This window comes from Deinococcus taeanensis (genome assembly GCF_020229735.1).
Lineage (GTDB): Bacteria > Deinococcota > Deinococci > Deinococcales > Deinococcaceae > Deinococcus > Deinococcus taeanensis.
In genome coordinates, this window is the sequence record NZ_CP083458.1 from 111,088 (window position 1) to 133,976 (window position 22,889).

The 22,889-nt window shown below is 66.2% G+C and carries 18 protein-coding genes; 7 read left to right on the plus strand and 11 right to left on the minus strand.

Translation table 11 applies throughout. From position 1 onward, the window contains the following. Positions 1–303: 303 nt before the first annotated feature. Complete coding sequence (locus tag LAJ19_RS18285; protein WP_225524262.1) at positions 304–1,563, minus strand: DEAD/DEAH box helicase; 1,260 nt, start codon at positions 1,561–1,563, stop codon at positions 304–306. Positions 1,564–2,537: 974 nt separating this feature from the next. Here LAJ19_RS18285 and LAJ19_RS18290 point away from each other — a divergent pair. Then, positions 2,538–3,320 (plus strand): exodeoxyribonuclease III, encoded by a 783-nt coding sequence (locus tag LAJ19_RS18290; protein WP_225524263.1) that lies wholly within the window; start codon positions 2,538–2,540, stop codon positions 3,318–3,320. 12 nt (positions 3,321–3,332) lie between these two features. Continuing rightward, positions 3,333–4,178, plus strand: a complete 846-nt coding sequence (locus LAJ19_RS18295) for a VLRF1 family aeRF1-type release factor (RefSeq protein ID WP_225524264.1) — start codon at positions 3,333–3,335, stop codon at positions 4,176–4,178. A gap of 629 nt (positions 4,179–4,807) precedes the next feature. On the opposite strand, the gene LAJ19_RS18300 is transcribed toward LAJ19_RS18295, so the two are convergent. From LAJ19_RS18300 to LAJ19_RS18310, 3 genes are read right to left on the minus strand one after another with little or no spacing between them, the layout of a single operon-like run. Next, on the minus strand, positions 4,808–6,172 hold the full coding sequence (locus LAJ19_RS18300) for an MFS transporter (protein ID WP_225524265.1): 1,365 nt from the start codon (positions 6,170–6,172) through the stop codon (positions 4,808–4,810). A gap of 52 nt (positions 6,173–6,224) precedes the next feature. Next, on the minus strand, positions 6,225–6,653 hold the full coding sequence (locus LAJ19_RS22195; protein WP_432804262.1) for a DUF2330 domain-containing protein: 429 nt from the start codon (positions 6,651–6,653) through the stop codon (positions 6,225–6,227). 12 nt (positions 6,654–6,665) lie between these two features. Next, positions 6,666–7,040 (minus strand): hypothetical protein, encoded by a 375-nt coding sequence (locus tag LAJ19_RS18310; protein WP_225524266.1) that lies wholly within the window; start codon positions 7,038–7,040, stop codon positions 6,666–6,668. 706 nt (positions 7,041–7,746) lie between these two features. On the opposite strand from LAJ19_RS18310, the gene LAJ19_RS18315 reads away from it, so the two are divergent. Continuing rightward, positions 7,747–8,442 (plus strand): GntR family transcriptional regulator, encoded by a 696-nt coding sequence (locus LAJ19_RS18315; protein WP_225524267.1) that lies wholly within the window; start codon positions 7,747–7,749, stop codon positions 8,440–8,442. Between the two features lie 153 nt (positions 8,443–8,595). Here the strand turns inward: LAJ19_RS18315 and LAJ19_RS18320 are convergent, their stop codons facing one another. Next, positions 8,596–9,162 (minus strand): GNAT family N-acetyltransferase, encoded by a 567-nt coding sequence (locus tag LAJ19_RS18320; protein WP_225524268.1) that lies wholly within the window; start codon positions 9,160–9,162, stop codon positions 8,596–8,598. Positions 9,163–10,315: 1,153 nt separating this feature from the next. Here LAJ19_RS18320 and LAJ19_RS18325 point away from each other — a divergent pair. Beyond that, complete coding sequence (locus LAJ19_RS18325; RefSeq protein ID WP_225524269.1) at positions 10,316–11,206, plus strand: alpha/beta fold hydrolase; 891 nt, start codon at positions 10,316–10,318, stop codon at positions 11,204–11,206. Positions 11,207–11,839: 633 nt separating this feature from the next. On the opposite strand, the gene tal is transcribed toward LAJ19_RS18325, so the two are convergent. The 5 genes from tal to LAJ19_RS18350 form a co-directional block, all read right to left on the minus strand. Further along, positions 11,840–12,808: a transaldolase gene (gene tal / locus LAJ19_RS18330; protein ID WP_225524270.1), complete on the minus strand. Its 969-nt coding sequence runs from the start codon at positions 12,806–12,808 to the stop codon at positions 11,840–11,842. Between the two features lie 376 nt (positions 12,809–13,184). After that, on the minus strand, positions 13,185–14,180 hold the full coding sequence (locus tag LAJ19_RS18335) for an ABC transporter permease (RefSeq protein ID WP_225524271.1): 996 nt from the start codon (positions 14,178–14,180) through the stop codon (positions 13,185–13,187). Between the two features lie 2 nt (positions 14,181–14,182). Then, entirely contained in the window at positions 14,183–15,157 is a 975-nt protein-coding gene (locus LAJ19_RS18340) for an ABC transporter permease (RefSeq protein ID WP_225524272.1), read from the minus strand. Next, positions 15,138–16,721 carry a sugar ABC transporter ATP-binding protein gene (locus LAJ19_RS18345; protein ID WP_225524273.1) on the minus strand — a complete coding sequence of 528 codons (1,584 nt, stop codon included), beginning with the start codon at positions 16,719–16,721 and terminating at the stop codon, positions 15,138–15,140. Before LAJ19_RS18345 ends, LAJ19_RS18340 begins: the two co-directional genes overlap by 20 nt. 119 nt (positions 16,722–16,840) lie before the next feature. Then, entirely contained in the window at positions 16,841–17,809 is a 969-nt protein-coding gene (locus tag LAJ19_RS18350) for an ABC transporter substrate-binding protein (protein ID WP_225524274.1), read from the minus strand. Positions 17,810–18,236: 427 nt separating this feature from the next. On the opposite strand from LAJ19_RS18350, the gene LAJ19_RS18355 reads away from it, so the two are divergent. Then, a complete protein-coding gene (locus LAJ19_RS18355) occupies positions 18,237–19,268 on the plus strand; it encodes a LacI family DNA-binding transcriptional regulator (RefSeq protein ID WP_225524275.1) in 1,032 nt (343 codons plus the stop codon). Between the two features lie 503 nt (positions 19,269–19,771). Here LAJ19_RS18355 and LAJ19_RS18360 read toward each other — a convergent pair. Then, entirely contained in the window at positions 19,772–20,419 is a 648-nt protein-coding gene (locus LAJ19_RS18360; RefSeq protein ID WP_225524276.1) for a hypothetical protein, read from the minus strand. A 783-nt stretch (positions 20,420–21,202) separates the two neighbouring features. On the opposite strand from LAJ19_RS18360, the gene LAJ19_RS18365 reads away from it, so the two are divergent. After that, the gene (locus LAJ19_RS18365; RefSeq protein WP_225524277.1) at positions 21,203–21,856 is read left to right on the plus strand and encodes a histidine phosphatase family protein; all 654 of its coding nucleotides are present in this window, start codon (positions 21,203–21,205) and stop codon (positions 21,854–21,856) included. Between the two features lie 148 nt (positions 21,857–22,004). Further along, complete coding sequence (locus LAJ19_RS18370; RefSeq protein WP_225524278.1) at positions 22,005–22,679, plus strand: S9 family peptidase; 675 nt, start codon at positions 22,005–22,007, stop codon at positions 22,677–22,679. Positions 22,680–22,889 lie beyond the last annotated feature (210 nt).

The window sequence follows — 22,889 nt, forward strand, 5'->3', positions numbered from 1 at the left end:
CGGGTGGTCGGCCATGGCCGATCTTAGCGAAGGGCACCTGCAAAAGAGAAGCAGAGGGGTGAGTTCCCTCCAGGCCCCATAAACGGAGGTGGACCTCGTGTGCCAAGGCCCTGTTCAGCACGTCACAACGCCGCCAGAGTCAGGCAGAGCCCTCCGCGTCCGGGCCACTTTAACCGGACGCGCCCAAAGGTTTCCTGAGGGGCCGCAGGCAAGCGGGTGGGCGCGCAGTGCAGGTGCCACGCGGGCCAGGGCAGAAGGGAGGCCTGGACCTTATGGGTCCAGGCCTCCCTTCTGCCCTGGTGCCTACCTGCGGCGGCGTTGCGCGTTCGCCGTGGATCCGGCCGGACCACCGCGCGTGGCCTGCTGCGGGGGGCGCGGCGTCTGCTTGCGCCCCTGCGTTTCCTGAATGGCCGGATCAATCTGCTTCTCTTCCGGCGTGACGGGCGGCTGCAAGGCCTGCGGCAGTTTGCGCCGCACGCTCTGCCACAGCTGCCGCTGCTCGGGCGTCAGCAGCACGAGGTTCGTGCCGGGCTGTCCGGCACGCGCGGTGCGCCCGGAGCGGTGCACATGATCCTCCGCTGTGGAGGCCACGTCCAGGTGAACCACCAGGCGCACTTCCGGCAGGTCAATGCCCCGCCCGGCGATATCGGTGGCGATCAGGATGCGCGACTGGCCTTCGCGCAGCAGCGTCATGGTCCGCTCACGCTTCTTCTGGTCCATGTTGCCTTCCAGCGGCGCGACCACCTCGTGGGGCAGCAGGGTCGTGAGTTTCTGCGCGCGCCGCTTCACAAGGTGTTTGGTGCGGCTGAACAGCACCACGCAGCCCCCAGGCGCGGCGAGTGCCGTGCGGACGTGCTCAGCCACGGTGTCCAGCAGGTCATCCCGGGTGGTGTGCACCAGAAGGTGCGTGGCGTCCGACGCGCCGGCCAGCACGTCCTGCGGCACGGCGGGCGCACCGGGCACGTTCACGTCGATGCGGGTGGGGCGGTTCATGAACTGCTCGGCGACGCTGCGCAGCTCCGCGGGGAACGTCGCGGACGCCATGGCCACCTGCGGGCGCGTGCGGGCCTGGGCCTGCGCGGCGCGCAGAATGTCGCCCACGTCCCGCAGGAAGCCCAGGGACAGCAGTTCGTCCGCTTCATCCAGAACGACGTACTGCACGCGGCTGAGGTTCAGTTCACGTTTGGTGATCAGGTCCTTCAGGCGCCCGGGGGTGCCGACGATGACCCCTTTGCCGGTCGCTTCAGCGCGCGTCGCCTGCGGCGTGATGCCGCCCGTGATGCGCCCAGCGCTGAGGTTCAGTTCACGTGCCACGTCCCGGACCTGCACGGCCAGTTCGCGGGTGGGCGTGATGATCAGCACTTCCGGCTGCATGCCGCGCACGGCGCGGCCCAGACCGCGGGCCGCGGCGGGAATCAGGAACGCGAGGGTTTTTCCGCTGCCGGTGCGGGCGGTGGTGACCACGTCCTCACCGCGCAGCAGCGCAGGAATGGCCTGCGCCTGCACGGGCGTGGGGGTGCGGCCCTGGAGCAGGGCCTGCCAGTTGTGTTGCTTGTCAGTCACAGTTCAATCATCCTTGAGAGGCCTCCGCAGGGGCGGAAGCACGAGGTGCGTAAGGGCAGGAGTGCGGGCGGGAAACGCCAGCCGTTCCCTTATCATGACGCATCTGCGCCCATTGACCAAGGCGCTGGGGAACAAATCACGGCTCAGCCCGCCTGCGGGGCGCAGCGGCCGGGTCACCGGCCAGACCAAAGAAGGTCAGGATCCGTGTGAGAGACGCACTTTTCGCGCGGGTGGAAGGCGGCCCTCAGTGTGGCATTCCGTTCGGCGCCCAGGTCTATCAGGCCGCACGACACGGTAATGGTTTCCCCGGTCCACTCCGCCTGAACATTCCCCTGGTTGCACGGTGCCGGGCGCGTTCCTCCACCTGACTCACGGCGTGCTGAACGCACCGCTTGAGCAGCACGGCGAACCCCCGCCAATCCGGCACGCCCGGTCCGAGGGGCGAACAGCCTTCTGAAAGACCTGCGCCGCCACCAGGAGTCCCCGGTGGCGTGTCCGTTCATCTCGTTCAGGCGTTTGAACTGGTCGAAGTCCAGGAGCAGCGCGGTTTGCAGCGTGGGAGCCCGGGTGCCGTCGGTGAGCTGCCGGCAATCGAAGCGCCCCTCAGACGGTCACGCGGTCACGGTTCGCGAGTCTGCGCAGGTCGGCGTGCCGCCTCGGGGCGCGACGGCACGGCCCGATGATCGACCGATCAGGGTAAAGGCGGGGTAGACGGGGTGGTCCCGCGCAGAACCGCGGCAGGTCCGCCGTCACGTCCCGGCTCACCGGTGTCAGCGTGCCGCGCCGCTGCCGCCCGCCCGTCACACGGAAGAGGGAGTGTCCGGCACCCGGCAGCGTCCGGTGGAATGTTCGGTGGAGACTGCACAGTCGCGTTCACCCTCTGGCGGGCGTGTCACACCGTGTCCGGGCGTGCCGGGCAGCCCGTGGCATCATGAACCCATGCACGCCGCGCTCTGCCTCACCGGGGCGTTCCGGTGAACGTTGCCACCTGGAACGTCAATTCCCTGAACGTGCGCCTCCCGCAGGTCCTGACTTGGCTTGAGGCCACGCAACCTGACGTGCTGGCCCTGCAGGAAACGAAACTCGAGGATCACCGCTTTCCCGCCGCGGACCTGGCCGCGCTGGGCTACAGCGCGGCATTTTCCGGGCAGAAAACGTACAACGGCGTGGCTCTGCTCGCCCGGTCGCCGCTGCGTGACGTCCAGGCAGACATTCCCGGGTTCCCTGATCCGCAGCGGCGCGTGCTGGCCGCCACGGTGGGTGACACGCGCGTCGTGTGCCTCTACGTGCCGAACGGGCAGGCGGTCGGGTCGGAGAAGTACGCTTACAAACTCGAGTGGCTGGCCGCTGTGCGGGAGTGGTTGCGCGCCGAGCTGCGCGTCCACAGGCGACTGATCGCGCTGGGTGATTTCAACGTGGCGCCCGAGGACCGGGACGTGCACAACCCGGCGCGCTGGGCAGGCCAGGTCCTTGTCAGTGAGGCGGAACGCGCCGCATTTGGCGACCTGCTGAACCTGGGCCTGCAGGACGCGTTCCGGCTGCATGTTCAACCTGAGCGCGTGTTCAGCTGGTGGCCGTACGGGCGGCTGGGCTTCCCACGCAACTGGGGGTTGCGCATCGATCACATTCTGGTGTCTGAAGTCCTGGCGGCACAGTGCGAGGCGTGTCGGGTCGAGACCGGACCGCGCCAGTACGAGCGCCCTTCGGATCACGCGCCGGTCGTCGCCACCTTCCAGCCTGACCTTGCCCTGGAGTAGCAGTCCGGGAGAGTGCCTCTCGCCCGGGAGTTCGGTGCGGACCTGTTCGAACGGCACGAGATCCAGGCGGACCTTCCTGAGTGCGTGCATTACGGCCGGCCCCTCAAATCACTGGTGGCGAGCATCATGGACTGGCTGCCCACCGCCGCGGTTCTCGCCGTGGACCGCGAGTGGGCGAGGCTGTTTCTTCTGCAGCAGAACGAACTGACCGAGGTGCGGCGCAAAGACAACGTTCGCCTGGATGATGGAGACCGCTGGGACACCATGGTGGCGGGCGCCGGCCGCAGTCAGCCTGGCAGCGGCCCACGCAGCGACAGTGGCACCGACCTGTTCGAGAACCGCGAGGCGGCCATGCAGCAACGGTTCTACAGCCGCATCGTGTCGGAACTGACCGAACTGATGACGCAGCGTGACGTCCGGCAGCTGATCCTGGTGGGACCGGTGCAGCGCCTCGCCGAATTCAAGGCGGAACTGCCGCAGAAGGCGCCGTTCGAGCTGATAGGGGAGACGAACTTGACCGGCGGTGCCGGCTGGGTGAACCCGGCGGAGATCCTGGAGAAGATCCAGCCGATGCTCGCCGCTCACCGCGAGCAGACGGAGCAGGCGCTGCTCGCTGAGATTCAGGAGCGCGGCGTAATGGAGATAGAGCAGGTTCTGGAGATGCTGCAGCAGGCGCGCCTGTACCAGCTGGTGATTTCCGAGGACGGAGCGCAGCTTCACGTGTACCGCAACAACCGCGACGTGCCGTACTTCACGGGCCGCAAGGACGTGCCCCACAGTCCGCTTGACGACAGCGTGATGGAACGCGTGACGCTCGAGGATCTCATCCCGGACCTGATTGACCTGTACGGCCATTGAAGTTCGCCGCGTCCACGGTGACCACGCGCAGCGCCTGGTCCGGGAATTCGGTGGTCTGGCGGGTCTGCCGCGGTACTGAACTCAGCCCTGCCGGCATCCTGCCTGGGCGTGGGTTCCTGATGCTCAGGCAGGCGCGGTATGCAGGGGTCGCCCGCAGTGGGCAATCTGCCACATCAGGTGGTCCATCAGAGGGCACCTTCTGTGCGCATGGCTGACTGATGCTCGCCCGGTGACGCGATTCCGGTGGTCGTCCGCCTGTTCCCTGGTCAGGCGTGGCTCGCCCAGGACCCCGGGTGTCGTCCCCACTGCGAAGGATGGCCCGCCTGAACGTGAGGCGGCGATCCTCCACGAACCGCGTGTGGCCCCGTCTGTCCAGTCAGCAGGGCCTGGGTGGCAGCTTCAGCTTTTCCCCCTCTCTACGGAAATGAGCTCGCGAAGGGGAGACGCGAAAAGTCAAGGGGACGTTGCAGACCCGACCTCCGGACCCCACACCGACCTTGAGGACCTTCCGGCGACCCGTTATGTACCCGGGTGGACCCGCCCCTCGCAAGCCGGACGGCGCATGACCTGAACCAACACACGCGTCCCTCGGCGGCTCCGAACCCCTGCCCAGCTGGGTTCAGTCGGCCTCAATGGGCCGCCTCGACCCTGTCCTGGAGGTCCTGCCCTCGCGTTTCGACCCCAATGGCCCAGGCGCACAGCGCGGCGAGCAGGAAGCACCCGGCGAACAGCGTCAGCGCCACCGGCAGTTGCCCGGTAAGGAGCAGGGCGCCCAGCGAAGGTGACAGCACGCTCGCCAGACGCGCCATGCCACTCACAAAGCCCATCCCGGTGGTGCGCAGCGGCGTCGGATACAGTTCCGGCGTGTACGCGTACAGGGCGCCCCAGGCTCCCAGCAGCGCGAAGGAGAGCAGCGCCGAGGTCGCCAGGACCAGCCCCGGCGAGCCCGCGCCCAGGAACAGGTACGCACCTGCGGCGCTGGCCACAAGGTACCCCACCAGGGTCGCGCGGCGCCCGATCCGCTCGACCAGCACGGCCGCCAGCACATACCCCGGCACCTGCGCCAGGGCGAGCAGCAGCGTCGTGCGGTAGACCGCCCCGAGTTCAAGTCCCTGCGCCCGGAGGAAACTGGGCAGCCAGGAGAAAATTCCGTAGTACCCCAGGCTCAGGCCGAACCAGACGGCAGCAAGCAGCAGGGTCCGCCGGCCGGTGCTTCCCGAGAACAGCTGGGTGGGGTGGACGTGCGCCGCCGCGACCGGCACGGCCAGGGGCTGCGGCGGCAGGGCGCGGCCATTGAGACGCGCGACCCGTTCAAGCGCTTCCCGGGCTGCGGCGCCCTGACCCCGCACGAGCAGCGAGCGCGGAGAGTCGGGCACCCCCAGTCGGGCCAGCAGGCCGAACAGCCCCGGCAGGGCAGCGAGGCCCAGCAGCCAGCGCCAGGCCTCGCCGGGCGGCATCAGGCTGCTCAGACCCCAGGCCAGCGCCGCGACGAGCACGGTGCCCAGTGCCCAGAAACTTTCGAGGTACACCAGAAACCGCCCGCGCCAGGCGGTCGGCACGAACTCGGCCATCATCGAGTAGTCCACCGGCAGCGTCCCGCCGATGGCAAAGCCGGTCAGAAAGCGGGCCGCCACCAGCCACGTCAGCCCCGGTGCGAAGGCGCCGAGTAGGCCGAACACCACCCCCAGCGACACGGTGGTCAGAAAGACGGTGCGCCGGCCCAGGCGGTCGGCAACCCAGCCCCAGAACCACGCGCCCAGGAACATCCCGGCAAACGTGGCGCTGAGCAGCCACTTTGCCTGGGACGCGCCGGCAGGAAAGCCAAACGAAGCACTGATGCCGGGAAGGGCGAACCCCATCAACAGCACTTCCATGGCGTCCGCCGCCCATGTGAGGCCGCAGATGAGCAGCAGCCGCCACTGAAAGGCCCCCAGCCCCAGCTGGTTGATGGCGGCGTCCACACTCAGAGTGTCAGAGCTTGGTCGGGTCGTCATGATGTGCGCAGTCTAGGAGTCAGGAGGGGCGCGCTGTAGGCATCGAGTTTCTTCACCACGCCGGGTCGCCGGTGCGGATGTTCTCGCGTCTGGGCATCGCGGGGCTGGGCACCATGAGCGCGAAGTCCTTCACGTGGGCAGTGCCGTCGTTCGTCATCGGGACGGCACGGCAGTCGCCGTTCCGGGCGATGATCACCGGATGACTGCGGTGGAACAGCCGGCTGTCTCCCTGGGCGACGATAAAGCCGCGGAAGACGGCGGCGGTTGGAAGGACTAAAGCGGCGAACGCGAGCAGTCGGGGGCGCAGGAGTCTCCTGAGGTGAGCGCGCAGATGAGGTTGAGGAGGTAGGGCACGCTCAGCATCGCGGGCGGCACTCAGGCGACTCCCGCGGTCAGGCCGGGTCTGAACAGCGGACCGGGTCCAGCAGGTTGTGAAGACAGGACGGTGCTCAAGGCCCGCGGCGGCTCGCCGCTGCGTCAGGGCGCCATCTGGTCAGGCCGGAGCGCCGGTGTCTGCCGCTGCGGCCAGGCGGGTGAGGCGGTCGCGCCAGACCGGCCGGAGGTGCAGGGTGGTTTGAAGGTAGCGCTGAAGTCGCGTGTGGTCCTCCGGGGTGGCCAGCACCGTCCACAACCGGAGACTGTCGCGGAAATCCGTCCGCATCCGGCCGGTTTCAAGCAGGGTCCAGAAGAGTGCTCGCAGCCGCGCGGTCTGGTCGGGCGTGAGGGCCGCGCGGCGCAGGGCGCGGGCAATCCGGGACCGGGCGTAGCCACTGTACGAGGCGTCGAGGTCCGCTTCGAGAAAGCGCACCGCCAGTTCCACACAGGCGCGGTCGCCGGTGCGGACCCCATCGGACAGGGCGTACCACACGTGGCGCGCCAGCGCAGGCGCAGGAACACCGGGTGGCAGTGCCCCCCGAGGGCCGCTAGCGTGGCGAGCACGGTGCGGGGACCCCAGGGGAACAGGCGGGTCTCCTGGTCGTCCAGGGCCCGCTGGAGATCCGAAGGTGACGGCTTGCTAAGCACGTTCCCAGTATGGAACTCGGAGGCTGCCATGAAGCAAGGGCCGCAGGCACATCCGTGCTGGCGCCCGCTGCGGCGCTGCGCTGCTGAACCGTCACACCAACCTGTGAACCTGCCGGTGTTGGGTGGCGGAGGGTCTGTGCCTCGCCTGGAGGTCAGGGTCGGTCCGCACCCCTGAACAGCCCGAGGGACCGGCGTCAGTAACCTGCCTGGGGGTTCGGATGTGGCGGCATTCCTGGCGTCAGGTCTGTCCCCACCGTGAAAAAGGAGGTGCTGCGCCGCACTGTTCCTGCACCCGGCTGTTGGGCAGACCTCCACGCGCCCTGGGTTTTAGCGCCTGGGCAGACGGGATGGAGCCGATCACTGCTCCCTGCCCTGGGAGCCGGACGCCTGAAAGCCTGCTTGCACGTGAATCGTGTCCGTTGTTCCTCTGGACGAACGCCTGCAGGTGGCGCCGTTTGTCGCCTGTGGGCTGTGCTTGACACCTGGTCTCACGGCCAGTCCCAGGCGGTCATCATCACTCACGTGCCCCATGCCCTGTAGCATGCTGAGTCATGTCCAAGTACCCAGCCATCAAAGCTTCGTTGAAAGAACGCCTGCTGGGCAGTGAAGACCTGGACGGCCACGCGCTGCCCAGTGAGCCGGAACTCGCGCGTCAATTCGATGTTTCGCGCATGACAGTCCGGCGCGCCATTGATGAACTGGAACGCGAAGGGTACGTGTACCGCGTTCAGGGCGCCGGCACGTTCTCCACCGGGAAACGGTTCCAGCAGGGCGGGTTCCCGGTGTCGCCGTTCGCCGACTGGTCGGCGCATCCCAACAAACGCACCCAGGTGATCGCGGCCGGGCTGTTCCCGGCCACCCCCGAGATTGCCGGCGTGCTGAACCTCTCGGTTGGGGACGACTTCGGCTTCGTGCACCGCCTCCGCTGGGACGGGGATCTCCCTATCGTGATCGAAAAGCGCTACATCGATGCCCAGGCCCTGCCGGACCTGCTGTCCTACGACCTGAGCCGGGTGAGCGTGCACGACCTGCTGGCCCGGCGCGCCGAAGTGCCGCTCACCCGGGTCGAGCAGTACCTGGAAGCGGTGAACCTCCGCTCAGAGGAGGCCGAGCTGCTGCAGGTGAGGCCAGGTTCGGCCGCCCTGCTGATGCGCCGCACGACCTTCAGCGGGGAGAAACGGGTGAGCTACGTGATGTACTGGGTCCGGAGTGACCGGTTCAAGTTCGAGTCCACCTTCGAACCCTGAAGGCAGCCTGCTTCCCTCTGCTCATTCCCATCCGGTACCGACACCACCGCGACGCTTCGTTCCCGGGCGGCAGGGAGCGATGCGCTCCCAATAGGCTGTCAGCGCTGACCTGCGGTGTGACAGTCCATCAGGTCAGGTTGGCAAGCCCGGCCTTCAGGCGGGTCTGAAATACATCTGGACGGCAACGCGTTGACTGCCATTCCGGTGGAAAATCTGCTGCATCGCCACGTTGTCAGCGGAGGTGATGCCCCCGTGCCGGGCATGACGGGCCGTCAGGCGCGACAGCATATGGGCATGCAACCGGGTGCCGAAACCTTGTCCGCGCCTGGTGGGATGCACACCGATCATGTCCGTGCCTCCATATCCTGGCTTCGCGGTGCCGTAGCTTCCCAGGGCCACGAGGACGTCCTTTTCCAGAAGGGCAACGAAGGTCCAGTCTTCACGATAATGTTTCTGCAGGTCAAGAGCGTTTCTTCCCAGCGCCTGCAGCAGCGGTTGAACCCGGGGGTCGGCCAGGAGGGCCATGCCGCCTTCAAGCACGCCTGCGTGAAGCCCGTGGCGGCGCGGGAGCAGGTTCGTCTCATACACGTACTCGGTGCTGTCGAGGGTCCAGCCTGCCACCTGCATGGCGGCCACACTCAAGGGCGCAAGGTCATCCTGCAGCACCAGTACACGTTCCGGACTCGTTTTCTCCCGAATTGCCCTGGCGAGAAGCGTCAAAGCAGCGGGAGGTGCCCCTCGAAGAATCCGGGGAAACACAGGCACCTGCTCCGCCACGGGGATCAGTGCAGTGCCGGCAACGCCACGCCCCGAACGGAGAATCAGGATGTTCTCCAGTGGCAGTTGACCAGCCTCAATGCGTTGCTGAAGGGCGGGGAGCCGCGCGATGCCCTCGGCGGGATCGGAATGAAGCGCGTACAGATCGATGAGGGTGCAGAGGGTAGGGGACTGAAGTACAAATGAAGTCATGGGCAGCCTCGGGTCAGGCAGGCTGCCAAGAACCGGTCAGTCAATCAGGCGACGGTTTTCGGCAACCCAGAGAGCGGCATGGGAAAACGCAGCGAAAGGGAATGTGACCATATGAACCTCCGGGAACAGCTGGAATGGGGCCACTGTATCTGACGCGTGGGCGAAACCCGTACACATGTAAGCCACCAGCCCCCTCTGCCTGAGGTTGCTCGTTGCAGGTGAAAGTTACAGACAGCTGGCTCCTGACGGCCCACGGTCCATCACGACGTCGCCTCTGTGCCGGCCCTTCGGAGCACCTTCATCCCAGGAGGATGCTGGAGCGCTTGAGGAACTTGCGACAAGCGCGTATTCTCCCTGAACCAGGCGAGCATGCTCCTTTCAGGAGTGGCGGGTCCCTCCATGCTGGGCGATGCACAATGATCCCTTGTTCTCAGGTCTGCAGGGAGACCCAGCGGTGAGACGGCCAGGCTGCCGTGCAGCCCGAGGCGTGGCAGGGCAGATGCAACATTCCAGCTCAGCGCCCGGCAGATCACTGCCCGGAGCCCAGCTCAACAGGGAGAGCGGTCAGACCATGGTTGCATTCGCTCGGCTCAGGCCACCCATTCAGCCCCTCCCTGGCGTCCACGCTGCCCTCCAGGACGTCGGGTGCGCTGCGGCCTTACGATCCTGCACGAGGCCGTGCAGCCTGTGCAGGCCTGAGCCACTGACCCCCTTCAGTGGGGGGAGCAGAGAAGTTAAGGCAGCACGTGCTCCAGCTGACGCCAGGATTAAGGTTCTGCACGGTCATTGGCAAGCCGCCGTGAAGTGAGCCTGCAATCACCGGACGGTTCCTGCGTTTAGGCTCGGTGGGCAGTTCGAGAGGTTTCAGTGGGGGCGGCGTCCGCGCCGCCTCCAGGGAGGCACAATGAAAACAAGGATAACCCTGGCCCTCCTGGCCGCACTCAGCACGGGCGCCGCGCAGGCCGGTGGAACCGACAGCGGACGCACAGAGGGTCTGCTGGACGTGAACGGCGCCCGGATTCACTACGTGTCCCAGGGCGCCGGTACGCCCATGCTCCTGCTGCACGGGTACCCGCTGTCGGGCGAGCTGTTTGCGCGTAACCGTAACGCTCTGGCGGCGGCCGGCTACCGGGTCATCACCATTGACCACCGCGGGTATGGCCAGAGTACCGCCCCTGCCACTGCCCCCGGCAGCCTGGAGACCTACGCGAGTGACGCTCTCACGGTCATGGACCGCCTGAACGTTCCCAAAGCCATCATCGGCGGGATGAGCATGGGTGGCCCGATCACCTTCGAAATGTGGCGCCGCGCGCCGGAACGGTTCCTGGGCATGATCCTGATCGATACGATCGCCAACCCGGCCGGTATCGTCGAGCAGCACGTCTGGAAGGGCATGGCCCAGAAAGCCAGCACCTTCGGGCCGCAGTCCCTCGCCCCGGAACTCCTCAAGGACATGCTGACCGGGATGACACGCATGAATCGCCCTGCCGACGGCGCGTTCCTCTCGAACATCGTGAAGCAGGCCAGCGTGGAGGCCGACGTCGCTGGTGCGACCGTGCTGGCCACCCGGCCGGACTCGGTGCTGACGCTGAAGACCATCACGGTGCCTACCCTGATTCTGGAAGGCGTGGAGGACACCGTATACCCTCCGGAATTCAGCATGAAGATCATGCAGAACGTGGCCGGCAGTCAGCTGGTCCTGATTCCTGGAGCGGCGCACGCAGCCATTTTTGAGAAGGCGGACGCTGCCAACAGGGCCATCATCAATTGGGCCCGCGCCCACAACCTCCGGTAAACGCCTGGGCTTTCGTGGGGCACGCGGCCCCCCTAATACATAGTGACTCAACAGGGCAGGGGGGCCATGAGCGACAGGAACCTGCGGCTCAGCTCGCTCCGGGGGGAACGCCGCAGAGCTGACCGTGAGCTCCTGGCCCCCAGCGGAGATGACACCTGGACGAAGGAACGCCATTCTGGAGCACCGGCACACGTTCAGCACAGGCGCGGCCGGCCAGAACTTGAAGGCCGCTGTGAGTCACCGACGTGGGTGATGGGGGCACCCAGTCTGGTACCCTACCTCACGCCGGGAAAACACGCGCCAGCATGTTTTGAGCTGGTTTGAATATCGGGAATGATAACGGAGCAGCCGTCTCCCCCAGTTCTCTGGGGCGTGCGTTGAGCGGCGTTGGGCTGGCGCTTCTGGACCGGTCTCCGTGGTTCACTTCCAGGCAATGGAGGACGGCGCCTGACCACCATCATCCTGGAGCGGCGTCAGAGCCGCGCGGGAGCAAGGACGCCCCGTGAGGGCACCTCTATAGCTCAGGAAAACAGGCAGAGAAGGGCCGGGGTTGACTCAGTGAGCCCCTGCCCTTCTCTACGTGCTGGCGCAGACCCTGACGGCGGCTCACGTCACGTGCGGCGGTCTTGGTGCTCAGTCGGCCGGCTGCTTGCCTAGGGTCCGGAGCTGCTCCTCAACCATGCGGCGAAGCTTGAGGGCGTCAAGGTGAAACTGCCGGATGCCTTCGTTGAGTTTCTCCCCGGCCATCTGATTTTCGATCAACGCCCAACGGAACGCGCCTTCGCTCAGTGGCTCTTCCTTGCCAGTGGCCGCCTCACCTGGCGTCAACGCCCGCGTCAGGGAGCCCTGGTCGGCCTCGAGCTCCCCCAGCAGCGCCGGACTGACCGTCAGCCGGTCGCACCCGGCGAGCGCTTCAACCTGCGCGGCGCTGCGGAATGACGCGCCCATCACGACGGTCGCGTACCCCTGTGACTTGAAGTGGGCGTAGATCCGCCGCACGCTTTGCACTCCGGGATCCTCTTCTAAAGGGTAGCTGTCCTTGCCTTCGGCCTTCTTGTACCAGTCGGTGATCCGCCCCACGAACGGAGAGATCAGGAACGCCCCGGCCTGCGCCGCGGCGACGGCCTGCTCCAGGCTGAATACCAGCGTCAGGTTGCAGCGGATGCCTTCGCGCTCCAGGATCTCCGCGGCCCGTACGCCTTCCCATGTGGTGGCGAGCTTGATCAGCACCCGCTCGCGGCCCACGCCCTGGGCTTCGTACATGGCGATGAAGTCCCGGGCTTTGGTGACCATGGCGTCCCGGTCAAACGACAGGCTCGCGTCCACTTCGGTGCTGACCAGGCCCGGAACGAGCCGGGTGAGTTCCACGCCGAAGCGCACGGCGAGCCGGTCGAGAATGCGCTCGACGTCCTCGCCGGCGCGGGCGGCCTGCTCGATTACCTCGCGCACCAGCCCGGCAGATTCCGGCTGCTGGGCGGCCTTGAGGATCAGGGACGGGTTGGTGGTGCAGTCCTGCGGCCGGTACCGCTCGATGGCACTCAGGTCGCCGGTGTCGGCCACCACGACGGACAGGTCCCGCAGTTGTTCAAGTTTGCTGGGCATGCTTGGTATGCCTCCTGGGGTGACGCGGCGCTAAACGGAGCCGCTGCGCTTCCATGCGCCCGGTGACGGGGGCGCGCGGTGATCGTACCGGGTGCAGCGGCCTCTGGCGTGAATGCCACCTGAAGGCCGTTGACGTCTGGTGGGCGGGCGGCGGGAGCTGGCCCACTCCCCAGGCCTGTGGAAGGCGCGGGGCGGGCCAGCCGTCGGCTGGATGATGAGGATGCGTGGGTCAGCGTGGCCTGTCGGTGATTGCTCTGGAGAACAGTCTGAGCTGCCTGCTTTCAGTCACCGACGCCTCTCGTCAGGGCAAACTCCAGCAGACTTGAAATCACTCTCCTGGGTCTGTGCCGTGAAAGCGTCCACTGTGTGGGCCGCATCATCCCGGGTGGTCCTGGCGGGCCACCCGGCTGGATTGCAGGACCACCACAATCAACAGGAACACACCGCGAATCACGTTCTGCCAGAACACGTCGATTGAGATGACCCCTTTGCCGTTCTCGAAGTTCAGCACGTTGAAGATCAGGCCGAGCAGGATGACGCCGATCATGCTGTTGCCCAGGGAGCCTCGTCCGCCGGTCAGGAGTGTGCCGCCCACCACCACGCCGGCGATGGCGGTCAGTTCCCAGCCCACACCTTCGACGGGCTGGCCCGCGCCGAACTGCGAGGCCAGAATCACGCCGGCGAGTCCGGCCAGCAGACCGGAGACCACGTACACCCCCAGTTTCACCTGATCAACATTGAATCCCATCAGGCGGGCGGCGTCTTCGTTGTCGCCGGTGCACAGCGCGTAACGGCCGAAGCGGGTGAAGCGCAGCAGAACGACGCCGAGTCCCAGCGCCACCAGGGTGATCACCAGTGGCACCGGAACGCCCAGCAGGTCCCCCTGGCCGAGTTTCGTGAAGGCGCCTGCCTGATCCACGGACACGGCCGTCTGCCTGGAGGCCAGCTGGGCGAGACCGCGGGCACCGAGAAACGTTCCGAGGGTCGCCACGAACGGTTCCACCCGCAGGCGCGTGATGACCAGGCCGTTGAGCAGCCCCACGGCCGCGCCGGCCAGCGCGCCGGCCAGCAGGCCGGCCAGCAGGCCATGCGGGCTGGCCAGGGCCGCGACGACACTTGCCAGGGCCGCGACGCTGCCCACGGACAGGTCGATGCCGCCGGTCACGATCACGAACGTCATGCCGATAGCGATCAGCATGAACATCGAGTTGTACCGGAAGAAACTGCTGATGTTGTAGGCCGAGAGGAACCCGTCGTAGCGCCAGGCCGCGAACGTCACGAGCAGCACGAGGGCGATCAGCGCGCCCTGGCTCAGGAAGGGCTTGAGGTGGGTCCAGAAGGATGTACCAGGACTGCGGTGGGCGAGGGCCATACTCACTTCCTCCGGCGGTGCTGCAGCGCGACGGCAATGACGATAATGGCGGCTTTGACGATCAGCGCGGCGGAATCGGGGACGCCTTTGACGAGGAGCGTGTAGCGCAGCAGCTGGATGAACAGCGCGCCGATCAGCGTTCCGGTCAGTGAGACCTTCCCGCCGCTCAGGGCGGTGCCGCCCACCGCCACCGCGGCGATGGCGTCGAGTTCCATGTTCTGGCCGACCAGGTTGGCGTCCGACGAGTTGTTGACGGCGATGGAGATCAGGCCGGCCAGACCGGCGAGCATGCCGCTGAGGGTGTACACGGCCACCTTGGTTCTCATGACCGGCACGCCGGCCAAGCGGGCCGCTTCGGCGTTTCCGCCCACCGCGATCACCTGACGGCCGAACAGGGTGGTCCGGATGACCCAGAGGGCGACTGCGACGATGATCAGCATCAGGAACACCTGGATGTTGACGCCGAAGAGTGCGCCTGAACCCAGGAACCTGAACCGGTCGTCAGGGAAATTGATCAGCTGCCCCCCACTGATGACCTGCGCGATGCCCCGGCCTGCGATGAACAGCACCAGCGTGGCGATGATGGGCTGAATCTGGAAGCGCGTGACCAGGAACCCGTTGAAGGCGCCGCACGCGCCGGCCGCCAGGATGGGCAGGAGAACGCCCAGCGGCACGCCCAGGTGGGGCGGCAGGCCACTGCTGATGAAGAGGAGCGGAGCAAGGGCGCCGCTGATGGCCATGATCGACCCGACGGACAGGTCGATCCCGCCTGTGGCGATCACGAACGTCATGCCCACGGCGACGATCAGGATGGTGGCCGTCTGGGTCATGTTGAGGTTCAGGACGTTCAGCGTGAGGAAGTTCGGCGTTGTGATGACGTTGAACAGCAGCAGGCCCAGGAGGGCGAACAAGGCGCTGTGTTGTGTCAGCAGCGGCGCTCGTCGCGAAGCGGGAAGTTTAGAGTTCACGGCCGTCATGGGCGCCTCCTGGTGTGGCTCGAGAGCCTGCGACGCTGTTGTGGAGTGAAGGTTCAGCTGTCAGGCCGTGGGCCATGGCACTCAGGATGCTCTGTTCACTGAGTTCCCCTTCGGTCAGGTGCGCCACCGAGCGGCCGTCGCGCAGCACCGTGACGCGGTGACAGCCTTCAATCAGTTCCTCAAGGTCGGAGGAGATCATCAGGACGCTCAGGCCGTCGTCTGCCAGTTCGCTGATCAGGTTTTGAATTTCAGCTTTGGCGCCCACGTCGATGCCGCGTGTCGGCTCATCCAGGATCAGGAGGTCAGGTTTCATGCACAGCCACCGGGCGAGCAGGACCTTCTGCTGGTTGCCGCCGGACAGCTCGCGGATCGGCTGGTCGTAACTGGCGCAGCGGACGTTCAGGCGCCCTGCAAACTGCTCGACCACCCTCTGCTGTTCGGCGCGGTTGACGATTCCTGCTTTGGTCAGGCGGGGCAGCAGCGCCAGCGTGAGGTTCTCACGCACCGACCAGTCGGGAATGATGCCGTCGTGCTTGCGGTCCTCTCCGCAGAAAGCCAGGCCGTCACGGATGGAATCCTGGGGGCTCCTCCAGTGCACGGCGCGGCCCTTGTAGCGAATCTGGCCGGACTGCGCCGGCTCAGCGCCGAACAGGGCGCGGACGGTTTCGGTGCGCCCGGACCCCAGCAGGCCGGCCATGCCGACGACCTCCTGGGAGCGGACCTGCAGGTTCACGTCCTGGACGTGCCGTCCTTGTTGAAGCGCCTGTGTTTCAAGCAGCACGTCCCCTTTGTGCTGGTGCCGGACGAACCCGGTCTGGCCCTGCGTGGCGACGTCCTGCGGGTTCCGGCCGATCATGCTGGAGATCAGTTGCACCTTGGTCAGGGTGAGCGGTCCCTCATAGATGGTCTGCCCGTCGCGCAGCACGGTGATGTCGCTGCAGGCGGCGTACAGCTCGTCCAGCCGGTGGGACACGAAAATGACGGACACGCCCTGCGCGCTGAGCTGCCGGATGACCCCGAACAGGGTGTCGACTTCGCGTTCATCGAGTGACGACGTCGGTTCATCCATCACGACCAGTTTCGCGTTCAGGGCGAGGGCCCGCGCGATCGCCACCATCTGCTGGATGGCGAGGCTGTAACTGGACAGCGGCCGGGTCACGTCCACGTGCACGCCGATCCGGTCCAGCTGCCGGCGGGCCTGGGCGTTCATGGCTGTCCAGTCGATCATGCCGTACCGCCGGGGTTCGTGGCCCAGCAGCACGTTCTCGGCGACCGTCTGGAGGCGCACCAGGTTCACCTCCTGGTAGATCGTGGCGATGCCCGCCTGCTGGGCCTGTTTGGGGGACGTGAATGCGACCGGCTGACCGCCGAAGAGGACGTTGCCGTCATCCTTGCGGTAGGCGCCGGTCAGCACTTTGAGAAGGGTGGACTTTCCGGCGCCGTTCTGCCCGATCAGGGCGTGAACGGCGCCTCGCCTGACCGTCAGGTGCGCGCCTCTCAGGGCTGGCACGCCGCCGAACGCCTTGGTGATTCCGGTCATGTGGAGGAGAACGTCTTCAGTCATGGTGCCTCGTGAGAGTGGGGGTCAGGTGCCTGCCCAGCACACCTGACCCCGCTGTGGCCCGGATCACCGGCCTGTGGTGGTGATCCTGTCAGCCTGTGCTGTTGCCAGTTGCGCTCCGGTCAGAAGGCGGAGTTAAGCATCTGCCTGGCGTTGGTGACGTCGAAGAAGCGGTCCTCGTTCACCAGTCGTGGGGCGATCTTCTTCCCGGCGGCGTAGTCCTTGAGTGTCTGGAACGCTTTGACCCCGAAGCGCGGGTTGCATTCGACGGTCGCACCGAGCTTGCCGGCAATAATGGCGTTCAGCGCGGATTTCTGGCCGTCGATGCTGACCAGGGTGATGTCTTTGCCGGGTTTGCGGCCCGCTGTTTCCAGGGCCGTGATGGCCCCGAGCGCCATCTCGTCGTTGTGAGCGTAGACAGCGGTCGCTTCTGGATGGGCCTGAATCAGGGCTTCCATGACTTTGCGGCCCTCGTCGCGGGTGAAATTGCCGGTCTGGGACGCGACAATCTTGATTCCAGGGTATTTCCTGATGTAGTCGGCAAAGCCCTTTTGCCGGTCGATGGCGGGCGAAGAGCCTGTCGAGCCCTGCAGTTCGATGATTTTCGCCTGGCCTTTTGTCTGCTTGACCAGCCACTCTGCGGCGCGGCGGCCTTCGTCGTAGAAGTCCGAGCCGATGAACGCCACGAAGTCCTGGCCGGGTTTGGCGACGGTCTCATCGACTGTCCGGTCGATGACGAACAGCGGAATGCCGGCCCGCTTGGCTTCGAGCACGATGGGCGTCAGCGGTTTCTGTTCGCGGGGTGTGAGGAAAATGGCGTCCACGCGCTGGGCGATGCAGGAGCGGACGTCCGAGACCTGTTTGGCGGCGGAGCCGTTGGCATTCGTGAAAATGAGCGTCCAGCCCAGGCGTTTGGCTTCGTCCTGCATGGACTTGGTCTGGGCGAGGCGCCACGGGTTGTCCATTTCCGACTGGTTGAAGCACACGCGGTAGGTCGGCTTGACTGCCAGTTTGGGCAGCGCGCCTCCCTGCGCGAGCGCCAGGGTCAGGGTGGCGGCGACGGTGGACAGCAGGACAGTTTGAATCTTCATATGGGCCTCCAGGCACACAACTGAGGGTCATGGTGTGGCGGCAGCGCATCCGGGAGATGGCTGTGCGACTCCACCTTTCTCCTCTCAAGGGAAGGACGGGGTTTGCGGTTTACGGGTCCGCCAGGGTCTGAGATTGTGCAGATGTGAACGATCACAGCGTAAGGCGACTTCTGATCATTTGTCAACAGACACACCTTCCGGCACGCAGCCCGTCCGTGGTGCTGGGCCAGAACCGCCCACGTCTGAACGGCTGGAACAAACCGAACCGAGCCCCTTACACGGCAATGCGCCTCCCCTCTGAATGCAGCGCCGCACCGCCACGCCCTCTGCGTGTGCTGTCCAGGCAGGTCAAGGGCTATGGTCGACGCCTCTTGCCTTGAACATCCGGGGTCATCCTCCTAAGATGTGAGCGATAACAGGAGAAACCATGCCCCCATCCGTTCCCTCTTCGCGCGTCACGATCCACGACGTTGCCCGGCACGCGGGCGTGTCTCACCAGACGGTCTCCAGGGTGATGAACGAGCACCCCAGTGTGGCGCCCAGCACGCGCCAGAAAGTGCAGCAGGCCATTCACACCCTCCACTACCAGCCCAACCTGGCGGCCCGGACACTCGTCACGCAGCGCACCAGCACCCTGGGTATTGTCGGTTTCGGCCTGCTGTACTACGGCCCAGCGCAGATGATGCTCAACATTGAGCAGGCCGCGCGTAACCGGGGGTACAGCGTCACGCTCGCCAGCATCCCCGAACTCAGGGAAGCGGAAATCGAGCGCGCCCTGCTCGATCTCCGCCGGCAGAACGTCGACGGCATCATCATGATCACGCCTCTCAAAGGCGTGGACACCGACCGCATCCGCGCCGTATGCGGGGCCATCCCATTCGTCCTGGTCGACGCCCCGGATGCCGGCAGCCTGTCCGGCGCGACCATCGATCAGAAAGCCGGAGGGCACCTGGCCGCGCAGCATCTGATCGCATTGGGCCACGAGCGAATCGCCCTGCTCTGCGGCCCCCAGCGGTGGCACGACGCGCGCCTGCGGCTCGACGGCTGGACTGAAGCGTTGAACGAAGCCGGACTGCGCCCCGTCACGGTGCTGGAAGGAGACTGGACGGCGGCCAGTGGCTTTGGCCTGACCCAGGAACTCCTTGCGGCCCGCACCTCCTTCACCGGCCTTCTCGTGGGCAACGACCAGATGGCCCTCGGCGCGTTGTGGGCGCTGCACGAACGCGGCGTCTCGGTGCCCCGGGACGTGTCCATCGTCGGCTTTGACGACATTCCTGAAAGCCGCTTCTTCCATCCGCCCCTGACGACCGTCCGGCAGGACTTCGCCACGCTCGGCGCCCTCAGCCTCGCCACCCTCCTCGAGGCAATCGAATCGCCGGACACCACACCTCAGCCGCACGTCCTGAAACCCGAAATCCTCATTCGGGCCAGCACCACCACCCCGACCCCCTCCCCCTGAACCCGCCCGTTCAGCGCAGCGTCTGCGTCCGGTCAGGTCACAGGCGTCCCAGAGGAACAGCAGCGCCGTCCCTGATAGCCGCGACGTCGCGCCCGTGGTGAAAGTCAAGCTCACCACGGAGCCTGCCGGTCAGGAGCGCAGCCCGCAACTGGAGCACGCCGTGAGGCTGGTCCTGACCGAAGTGAACGCCAAGCCGCAGCGGAGGGCCCCCCGTGCCGGCCGCGAGCGTGCCGTGGGCAAGAGAGACTCCCAAGCGTGAACGGCCTGGGTTCCAGGTTGGGGGCCGGAGGGCAGCTCGGAGAGAGGGAGGCCTGTGCCGTACCCTCGCCTTCAGGTGTGTCTCCTCCGAGCCTCAGGGGAGACCGGTCGGCCAGCGTGCGGGAGTTCGGTGGCCCCTGCCAAAGAGGCAGGATCAAGAGCGCGTGTCTTCTGGAAAGTGGCACACGGCGACCGGCACCCATGCACCCGGTTGTTCCTCAAGGTGTTGGCCCCCCGGGGAAGCATCACGGAACAAGGCCGGCGCGGCGCGCACGGGTTGGGCTGAGCTGACCGGGTCCCTTCAGGTCAGGATTCCAGGAGGCAATGCAGGATGGTCTCGCGGTCATCCAGCGTCTGCGCCAGATCCAGCGAGGAGACACCAAGCGTGCCATGCTCAATGCGCGTACCACCCAGACCTCGGGGAAGCGGAATGCCCCCGGCCGGTGCGTGTACAGAACGCTGCTCATCAGGTGCAGCAGTTGAGGCTCAACGTACCGAATGTCAGGCACCTCAGGGGCATCCACCCAGCCGCGCCGGCTCAGCGCAAGATGCACGCTCCGTACTTCAGTTCCCCGGATCAGGAAATGAACCTCTTCAGGTCCTGGCACTCTGCCGCCCGCGAGAAACCCAAGGGGGCCGAACAGAGGCGTGCCCCAATGGCGCAGGCTGGCCCGGGCGGCAGCGAGCAGCCCCTGACTCAGTTCCGAGTCGCTCCACCTCGAGTGCCCGCGCCCTGAGAAATATTCCAGCAGACCAATCGTCGAAGCGACCCAAGGACCTTCATCAGGCTCGAATGACAGCTCTCGCGCGTTGATGTGCGCTTCCAACTGCTCATCAAGGCTCGGAATTTCCGGTGGAGGGTGCGCGCCCGGCGCAGAAGGGTCAGGCGTCATGACTGCCAGTGTCGCACGGCACTCACCCAAGCGGCAAAGACTGCTGCCGGGGGTGCATAAGACAGTTCCTATGCCTGCGCGGCCTTCTGCGGCGTGGTGTGACCTGACCGCCTCCCGGCAGGTGTTGCTGGGTGGAACTCACCAGAGCGCTTCACGAAGTTGCTGAGCCTGCGGTAGAGGTTTTCCTGTGCCGCTGCTGTTGAAACACAAAAAATTCTGGAAGTTAGTTTTCACTCTGAGGTGTTGACTGGCAGAAAGGTCGCCCGGGTAGCAAAAAAATTAAATCGCCCGGTGTTCTACCCCTCGCGTGCGGTTGGAGGGGCCTTCCTGGCCTTCCTGTGAGGAAGGTGCTTTTTACATCGTGCAGAACGTCATTTTTGGATTGTGCGGTGTGGGGAGCCCTGAACGGTCTCCTGAGAGATCCCGCATGACCTGACGGCCTGTGCTTTTTTGACACTAATCCAAGTTGGTGTCGAATCTTTTGGATGCCGAATGCAGACCTGGACAAGCCCACCTTGACGCCCACAGAGCTAACGCCGGGTGGGCGTCAAGGTAAAGGCGAGGCCGCTCAAGCTGGCCTCATGTCTTGACCACGCACCGTAAAACCACCGTGAGGCGTCCGCTGCCCAGCTCTCTACGAGGGATTATTGACTCAAACCTTGCCTCTGGGCTCGCGCCAGGAAGTGGCCCTCCCGTGGCAGCCTGCAGAATTCACGCCTGCCCCCGCGGGCTGCCTTCACGGACGCTCCACGATGCGACAGGGCAGCCTGTACACTCCCCGACATGCACCTGCTGCTGATCCGCCACGGGCAGTCCTGCAACAATGCACTGGCCCACGCTCCAGGCGACTACTCCGGCAGGCTGCCTGATCCGCCCCTCACGGACCTGGGCCGCGAGCAGGCCGCTCGCCTGGCCGACTGGGCCTTTCGCGATCCGTTCTGCAGTCGGATCACCCACCTCCTGACCAGCCTGACCACCCGGGCGGTGCAGACCGCCGCACCTCTGGCACAGACGCTTGGCCTGAACGTGCATGGAGTAACCCAGGCGTACGAGTGTGGCGGTCTGAGCAGCGGTCCCGCCGGTGGGTTCACGCCGGTGCCCGGCCGCGACCATGCGTCTCTTCTGCTGGACTGCCCTGCGCTCCAGTGGCCCCAGGACCTGACCGGCCGCGCCTGGGACGGTGGCTGCGAACCCTGGGCGGACGCGCACTTCACCGCGCGGGCGGCGGCCGTCCTGGCCCACCTGCAGGCTACGGACGGAGACGCTGACGTCATGGCGCTCATCACGCACCAGGATTTCGCGCAGTACCTCCTCGCACACGTGCTCGGCCTGCCCGCCCAGCAGAGTGCGTTGACGTTCCAGTTCAACAACACAGCCACGGCCCACATCGAGGTGCGGGCGACCGCCGGCGGACCGACGTACCGGACCGTGCACTGACTCAACCGGACGTGCCACCTCCGCCCTGACCAGTTCACCCACTGAACTGCGTGACGTCAGGTGCGGACGTGCCCGGCATCAAGCCGGCGCCGCCGGACCCACGCATGTGAGGTGCTGCGACCGGGCACTGTTCCGTACTCTGACAGATATGACCGAACGCGTGGTCCGTCCAGACGTCCTGGGATACCGCCAGGAACCCTTGCCCCACGAGTTCGTCCAGCAACCCCACCCGGACAAGCTCGCGGTCCTCCTGCCCGGCATGGGGTACGGCCTGCGCGGCCCAAGCCTGCACTACGCTGCCGCCACGCTGCACGACCTGGGATTCGACACCTTCGCGCTGGACACCCGCTACAACACCCCTGAGTTCCAGGCGCTGCCAGACGACCAGGCGCGGCAGTGGCTGCGCGAGGACGTCACCGCCGCCCTGCAGGCCGCGTGGACAGCGCGCCCCTACCGGGCGCTGTGCATCGTGGCGAAATCGCTCGGGACGGCCGGCCTGACGTTCGTCCTTGAGGAGGGGGGTTTTCTTCCCGGGGACGCCCGACTGGTGTGGCTCACGCCGCTGCTGAACCGGCCGGACGTTACCGCGCAGATCATGCATTGCGCACGCCGGTCGCTGGTCGTGATCGGCACCGAAGACCCTCATCACCACCCAGCGCACCTGGAGGCCCTGCAGGCGGCCGGCGTGCAGCTGCTGGTCCTGCCCGGCGCCGGGCACGCGTTCACTGTGCCCGGCGATACCCCGGCGTCCCTCGCCCACCTCAGCCGGATCATGGCGGCCCTGAGGGACTTCCTTCTCCCGGACGGTCACCTGCCGCGCTGAGGTTCAACCTGGGTGGGGCAGATGGGGTCATAGGGCTGCGAGGCATCCAACAAGGCAACCTTCAGAAGGTGATCGTCAGGTGACGGACAGCAGGATTCACAGCCAAGGCCCGGCCCCTCCGGGCGCCGCCCCTTGCCCCTTCCCCGCCGCCGCCCCCCGCCCTGGCCCTCCGGACCGCCTCAACGGGCAGGCGCCGGAGGAACTTCAATT